Source organism: Polynucleobacter sp. 39-46-10 (assembly GCF_002282275.1).
The window spans coordinates 1-7,653 of sequence record NZ_NCJB01000110.1 but is presented as its reverse complement, the minus strand read 5'-3'; the positions used below and the strand labels follow the sequence as shown (position 1 = coordinate 7,653).

General features: G+C 45.8%; 5 protein-coding genes and 1 tRNA gene. 1 reads left to right on the top strand and 5 read right to left on the bottom strand.

Annotated features, from left to right (window positions below; translation table 11 throughout):
* Both purL and B7X71_RS09815 read right to left on the bottom strand, forming a co-directional pair.
* Positions 1-3,392: phosphoribosylformylglycinamidine synthase (purL, locus tag B7X71_RS09820; protein ID WP_293600633.1), on the bottom strand; the 3,392-nt coding region annotated here is incomplete at its 3' end.
* Positions 3,393-3,413: 21 nt separating this feature from the next.
* A complete protein-coding gene (locus tag B7X71_RS09815; RefSeq protein ID WP_293598442.1) occupies positions 3,414-4,094 on the bottom strand; it encodes an ATP-binding cassette domain-containing protein in 681 nt (226 codons plus the stop codon).
* 24 nt (positions 4,095-4,118) lie between these two features.
* On the opposite strand from B7X71_RS09815, the gene B7X71_RS09810 reads away from it, so the two are divergent.
* Positions 4,119-4,769 carry an arylesterase gene (locus B7X71_RS09810; RefSeq protein ID WP_293598441.1) on the top strand — a complete coding sequence of 217 codons (651 nt, stop codon included), beginning with the start codon at positions 4,119-4,121 and terminating at the stop codon, positions 4,767-4,769.
* A 2-nt stretch (positions 4,770-4,771) separates the two neighbouring features.
* Here B7X71_RS09810 and B7X71_RS09805 read toward each other — a convergent pair whose 3' ends face one another.
* The 3 genes from B7X71_RS09805 to B7X71_RS09795 all read right to left on the bottom strand — a co-directional run.
* Complete coding sequence (locus B7X71_RS09805) at positions 4,772-6,229, bottom strand: peptidylprolyl isomerase (RefSeq protein WP_293598440.1); 1,458 nt, start codon at positions 6,227-6,229, stop codon at positions 4,772-4,774.
* A 105-nt stretch (positions 6,230-6,334) separates the two neighbouring features.
* Positions 6,335-6,410: transfer RNA gene (locus B7X71_RS09800), tRNA-Val, on the bottom strand.
* A 118-nt stretch (positions 6,411-6,528) separates the two neighbouring features.
* Positions 6,529-7,653, bottom strand: a 1,125-nt coding sequence (locus B7X71_RS09795; protein ID WP_293600631.1) for a S16 family serine protease, incomplete at its 5' end; no start/stop codon positions are given.

Here is a 7,653-nt window from a genome sequence, read left to right as displayed (position 1 = left end):
CGGAAATCATCTAGCTTGGACTTACCGGAAAGCAAATCTGACATGTGCACGTCATAGGTATCAAAACCAGCCCAGTTCATAGCGTAAGCCATTTCAACGTGGGAGTTAACACCCTGCTCACGCAAGATGGCAACTTTAGGTCCAGCATTCTTGTTTATAAATGGTGCTGCAATATCGACTGCAATATCAAATGTCAGCTTTGGTGACATTCCAGTATCGGCAACGTTATCGAGTTGCGCAAACTCACTATCTGCGCAATCAGGGTTGTCGCGCAAGCGCGCAATCTGATAACTGGTATTTGCCCACATTTTCTGGAGAACTTCACGCGGCTCTGCAAAGATATTTTTAGCATCACGCCAAATTTCAATACGACCATTGGTATTAGGCTTAGCGATCACATGACTGTAAGCACTCAGATTTAATTTACGCAAAACCGCAAATACTGCTTCTCGATCAGACTTACGAATCTGAATTACAGCACCAAGCTCTTCATTAAATAATGCGCGCATGGTTTGCTCATGGCGTCGGCCGGATACTTGTTGCGCCCAGTTCTTAGCATCACCCCAATCTGCTTCTTGACCAATATCTACTGCAATCATGTCAACATTGAGGGAGATGCCAATGTGTGATGCAAAAGCCATCTCTGCGATACAAGCAAATAAACCACCATCAGAACGATCGTGATATGCCAGTAATTGATCTGCTTTACGCAGCTCAATGATTGCATGAGCAAGTGCCTTCAGATCTTCAGGATGATCTACATTTGGAGCCGACTTACCGGATTGATTAAGAACTTGAGCCAGGATACTTCCAGCCATGCGGTTCTTACCGCGACCTAAGTCAATCAAAATTAATTCGGTTTCTAGAGCTGCTCCAGACTCATCTTTGAGTTTTAGCAAAGGTGTTGTAGTTTTGCGAACGTCCTGAACTGCAGCAAATGCCGAAATAATGAGTGAGACTGGAGAAACCACTTTCTTGGCTTGATCACCATCTTGCCATGAAGTTGCCATAGACAAAGAGTCTTTACCAACTGGAATGGAAATGCCCAGAGCTGGGCATAAATCCATACCAATCGCTTGAACTGAGTCATATAACTTAGCATCCTCGCCGGGCGCACCGCAAGCAGCCATCCAATTAGCAGACAGTTTCACGTCTTCTAGGCGACGAATATCAGCAGCCAATAAGTTGGTAATAGCTTCACCTACTGCCATCTTGGCAGCGGCCGGCGCATCAATGACGGCTAGTGGAGTGCGCTCACCCATCGTCATCACTTCACCACGATAGCCTTTGTAATCCATCAAGGTAACTGCGCAGTCTGCAACAGGAACTTGCCATGGCCCCACAAATGGGTCACGGGCATTGAGGCCACCAACAGTACGATCTCCGATCGTGATTAAGAATGACTTGCTAGCTACCGTTGGCTGTTGAAGAACCCATGCAATGCATTGGGCAAGATCAGCATCAGTGACATTTAACTCATCAAACTCTTGCGGAATACGCATCACATCGCGATGCATACGCGGCGGCTTGCCAAGCAATACTTCCATCGGCATATTAATCGGCATCGCTGCATCACTACCAGAAACTTCTTTGCTATCACTTAGCTGGAGTTGACGCTCAGTTGTTGCTTCACCAACTACTGCAAATGGACAACGCTCACGCTCACAGAGTGATTTAAACAACTCTAGATCTTTAGCTTCGATGGCGAGAACATAGCGCTCTTGAGATTCATTACACCAGATCTCTGCTGGGCTCATACCACTCTCTTCAAGTGGGACATTACGCAATTGAAATTGTGCACCTAAGCCAGCACCATCTGCTAGCTCTGGAAATGCATTAGAAATACCGCCAGCACCCACATCATGAATCGAAACAATGGGATTACTCTGACCCATAGCAATACAAGAGTTAATTACCTCTTGCGCACGGCGCTCCATTTCAGGATTACCCCGCTGAACAGAGTCGAAATCTAAATCCGCAGTATTAGTACCGGTTGCAACTGAACTGCCGGTTGCTCCACCCATACCAATACGCATACCAGGACCACCCAATTGAATAAACAAGTGACCTGCCTTAATTTGCTTCTTTGCTGTATGAATTGAATCAATGTTACCGATACCACCCGCAATCATGATTGGCTTGTGATATCCACGACGAACACCTTCTAAAGTTTGTTCGAAAACGCGGAAGTAGCCACCCAAAATTGGTCGACCGAATTCATTATTAAATGCAGCGCCACCCAATGGCCCATCAATCATGATTTGAAGTGGCGTAGCAATACGTTCAGGTTTTCCGTACTTTTCTGATTCCCATGGCAAATCAGTCCCAGGAATATTGAGGTTGGACACAGAGAAACCAGTGAGACCTGCTTTAGGTCGCCCACCAATACCAGTCGCACCTTCATCACGAATCTCGCCACCCGCACCCGTAGAGGCACCAGGGAATGGTGCGATTGCTGTTGGGTGATTGTGTGTCTCCACCTTCATTAAGGTATGAACTAGACGCGTATCTTTTTCATAACGATGGCCAACGCCTTTGGGTGACCAAGTTTCTGATTCAGCCCCAACCATTACTGCTGAGTTATCAGAGTAAGCAACGATAGTACCTTCAGGCTGCAGCTGATGCGTATTGCGAATCATCGCAAATAGGGATTTCTCTTGATCATCGCCATCAATCGTCCAGCTTGAATTAAAAATCTTATGACGACAATGTTCGCTATTTGCTTGCGCAAACATAATCAATTCAACATCGCTTGGATTTCGCTCTAGGCGAATGAAATTCTCAACGAGATAAAGTACTTCATCTTCAGAAAGCGCTAAGCCTAACTCTTGGTTCGCCCTATCTAAGGCAGATCTCCCCTCAGTTAGAACTGGGATGCGCACAAATGGTTGATCCGGCAGAGATTGATACAAAGCACTGGCTTCATTGACATCAGAAATCACAGCCTCTGTCATTCGATCATGAAGCGCTGCCAATACCAATTGCTCCTCTAGTGCATTGAGGGATTTTTTACTTTGCCATGCAAATTGAACGCCACGCTCGATGCGCAAAACATCTAGACCGCATTGGCGGGCAATATCGGTGGCTTTACTAGCCCACGGAGATACAGTTCCAAAGCGCGGTATGGCAATAGCAGATTGCTTCTCAGATGCTTTACTAAATAAGGAACCAGAACCCTTGATTAGCGACACAAAAGTTTGTCCGTAAGTCAGCAGACTTTCGAGCACCTCTTTGTCTTTGGTATTGAGTTCAGACTCAGACCAAATGAAATGAAGATATTGAGCCTCTATGGACTCAAGTTGGATTCCCTGGGCTGCGAGCGAAGCTAAAAGTCGCTGTTGGCGGAAGGCTGAAAGGGCATTTGCCCCGGGCAAGCAACAGAATGATGACATGCCAAGATTATAAGGTTTTGATCAAGCTAGGCGACCACCCTGAAGGCTTAATTGGCGCCCTGACCGTGCAGCCAAGGCAGGATCATGGGTCACCAGAACCAGGGTTGAGGAATTCTCCCGATTCAGCTCAAAAAGAAGCTCAATCACCCTATTTCCACTTGCCTCATCAAGGCTCCCAGTGGGCTCATCAGCAAATAGGATGGCAGGTTTATTGATAAAGGCCCGGGCTAAAGCCACACGTTGTTGCTCACCCCCAGAGAGGGTCTTCGGAAAATGGTTTGATCTTAGACTTAATCCCACCTTATCCAGCCACTCAGCAGCAGCCTGCCTTGCCTCAGATTGCTTAACGCCAGTAATCTCCAGGGGGAGCATTACATTCTCTTGGGCGGTTAAATGGGGCAATAGCTGAAATGATTGAAAGACAAAGCCAACGGATTGGCCTCGTAAACGGGCCCTACCATCTTCATCTAATAGATTTAAGTTTTGTCCCATCAGGTATATCTGACCTGTACTTGGGAGATCGAGACCGGCTAGAAGACTTAACAAAGTGCTCTTTCCAGACCCAGAGGCACCCACAATAGCCACACTCTCGCCTTGCTCAATTTGAAAGCTGAGTTCATGCAAAATGACTAAGTCGCCATCAGCAGTGTTTACTAGCTTGCCCACGCGCTCAGCAACAATGGAATTAGACTGTTTGTTCATGTGGAAATTTCTTAGAATGGAAAAATGCGGATTCAACTATTAACTAGTAATAAATTCATTACAGGTCTATTTTGCCTCTTAATGAGCATTTCTTCCTGGGCTCAGGTCAAGCCAGTGGTCCTAATTTTAGGAGATAGTCTTTCAGCCGAATATGGCCTGCCTCGTGGAACTGGATGGGTCAACCAACTAGAAGGACAGCTTATCAGGGACAAGAGCCCATGGAGCGTATTTAATGCCAGCATTAGCGGTGAGACAAGCTCAGGAGGACTAAGTCGCCTCCCTAATCTATTAAGTCAAAAGAAACCGGGAATAGTTCTGATAGAGCTCGGAGCAAATGATGCCTTGCGTGGTTTGCCTATAAACCAAACTGAAACGAATCTACGCAAGATGATTCAGATGAGCAAGAAATCAGGCGCCAAGGTTTTGCTCTGTGGCATACAGATTCCTCCAAACTATGGCCAAAATTACACCATGCAATTTAAAGAGCTTTATGCTCAACTGGCCAAACAAGAACGGATTGAGTTGCTACCCTTCTTCTTGGAAGGCGTTGCCACTAGGCCAGAATTATTTCAAGCGGATCGCCTACACCCAAATGTTGAAGCGCAAAGCGTTATCTTTCAAAACGTATGGGGCTCAATGGCCCCATACAGTAGCTTGCTAAAAAAGCTACCTTAAATTTAACTGCCTGAGCTTGCTTGTTTGAGTGGGTTAATGACTTTAACGCCAGCACTATTGCGCCAGTAAGCCATAAAACCTGCAAATTCTGACTGTGCAGCCAATGCTTGAATCTGTTGTGCTTGCGCATTACGCACCTTAGCATCAACGACCGGTGGTTGGCGAACCTGGTCAATGCGATAAATAGTAGTGCCTACACCTGGATTTGCCACTGAAACTACGGCAGGTAATTTGCTTGCGTTAACAGACATGACCTCATCCATTGAAGCCCCTACTAGGCTACCCGGCTTATTTCTCGAGATCCAGCTAGCGCTTCCAAAACCAGCAGCATTCTTCGGGTCCTTTTCAAGTGCCAAAAATTTTTCACTGGCATCCGCAATGGCTAGTTTCTCGGCAGCACGTTGAGTAACTTGGCGCTTCACTTCAGCCGCAACTTCTTTAAAAGGCAAAGTTTGCGCAGGGTGTAGCGTCACAACGCGAGCAGATACAAAGACACCTGGCGCTGTTTGGACGGCCTCAGTATTGCGCTTGTTCTTCAGAGCCTCATCGCCATAGAGGGACTGAACCACTTTAGGATTAGCCAATGGATGATCACTGGATACACCGGACGCACCACTACGTGTTACGCCCTTCTGAGTTTGAATACTGAGCTTTAATTTATCAGCAGCCGGTTTCAGACTATCAGCTTGATCGTAAGTGATGTTTGCAAACTGATCTGCCTTTTCGCTAAACACTTTCGAATCTTCTTTGGGATCAGCCTTCAGGACGATGTATTCCACATCGATATATTCAGGGCGCTCGAATAGCTTGGCATTAGCCTCATAAAAGGCTTGTAACTCTTCGGGGCTTGGATTTACTTTGGATAAATAATCTTTAGCATTGAACTGCAAAGTTTGAACTTGTCTTTCAGTCTCATATAAGGACAAAATAATTTGAGACAGTTTTGGGTTGGTCAACTCCGTACGTGCAACCGAATTCACTAACTGTTGAATTTTCAAGTCAAAGCTTTGGCTGGCATAAAACTGCTCTTCATTCATGCCATTGCTTGCCAGCAACTGTTTAAAACGAGCATCGTCAAATTTTCCGTCTTCACGATACAAAGCACGAATCTGCGGAATCATTTGGAGGCTATTAACAAGCTCTTGTTTCCCTACCTGTAAACGCAGATCGCTCACAGCAAATCCCAAGATGCGCTGTTGCAGCAATTCGTTCAAGATTGCCTGACGAAACGGTAAGCTTTGAGCAATCTGTAGATTTCCACCAACGCGCTCTGCTTGACGCTTTGCCGCCATATCGACTTCTTGGAGCGTAATGGGGTTGCCATTCACTTTAACTAAGTCGGTTTCCTTATCCATGAATTCGGAGTAACTTGAGATCCCGAATAATGCGAATGAGGGAACAATAAACAGCATGAGTACAAACTGCAAAATCTTACGGTGTTTACGTACTGAATCAAACATGGATTAATCGCTCGAAAATAAAGTCAATAACGCGAGTGTACTAGGCTGGGTGTCTAGAGAAACTAGAAAGCCTAAGAAAGGAAACTGAAAGGTGGTTTGGGGAACTGGTGGGCGCTGACGGGATCGAACCGCCGACATTCTGCGTGTAAGGCAGACGCTCTACCATCTGAGCTAAGCGCCCCAATTTATTACAGACGAGATTGTAACCTAGTGTGAGGACATAAGAGAGATTCTTCATCAAAATGAACTTAAATGAGTCGCTTAATTTGACTCAAAATCCCTCAAATATCCCCTAGACATCAATGCTTTAAAGCCTCTCCAGAAGAAATCTTTTCATTGGCCTTGCTAGCTTCAGCAGCCTGTTTAGCGAGTTCTTCTGGTGTTGGATCAGGCAAAGCAACTGGTTTTCTCTCTAATGCTAATTCAAGAACCTTATCAATCCAACGTACCGGCACAATTTCAATCGCATTCTTGACGTTATCCGGTATGTCGATCAAATCTTTGACGTTTTCCTCGGGAATCAGGGCAAGCTTAATACCGCCACGATGAGCTGCTAATAACTTCTCTTTGAGGCCACCAATCGGAAGCACTTCGCCGCGCAAGGTAATTTCCCCAGTCATCGCCACATCAGAACGAATTGGAATCCCAGTAAATACGGATACGAGGGCTGTTGTAATTGCAATGCCGGCAGACGGGCCATCTTTTGGTGTTGCGCCATCTGGAAAGTGAATATGAATATCTTTCTTCTCGAAGGCTTCATCTGCAATTCCCAAAGCTCTTGCTCTCGAGCGCACCACAGTTTTTGCCGCTTCCACAGACTCTTTCATAACGTCACCGATCGAACCGGTGCGAGTAATAACACCCTTACCAGGCATGACCGCTGCTTCGATTGTCAGAAGATCTCCGCCAACCTCAGTCCAGGCTAAACCTGTAACTTGGCCAACTTGATTCTCTTTTGCCGCCAAACCAAAGTCATACATCTTGACCGAGAGGAATTTCTCGAGATTGTCAGCATCCACAGTAACTGGGGCAGCCTCTTTCTTCAGTAGCAATAACTTGACTACCTTGCGGCAAATCTTACTGATCTCTCGCTCCAAAGAACGCACACCAGCTTCACGTGTGTAGTAGCGAATCATGCTGCGAACAGCGGATTCCTCAATCTTCAACTCGTCTTTCTTGAGGCCATTATTTTTAATCTGTTTAGGGATTAAATAGTTAATCGCAATACTAGTCTTCTCATCTTCGGTATAGCCTGCAAGACGAATAATTTCCAAGCGATCCAATAAAGGGCCAGGAATATTCAATGAGTTCGACGTCGCAACAAACATCACATCGGACAGATCAAAGTCAACTTCAACATAGTGATCTTGAAATGTGTGGTTTTGCTCTGGATCTAATACTTCCAGCAAGGCACTCGCAGGATC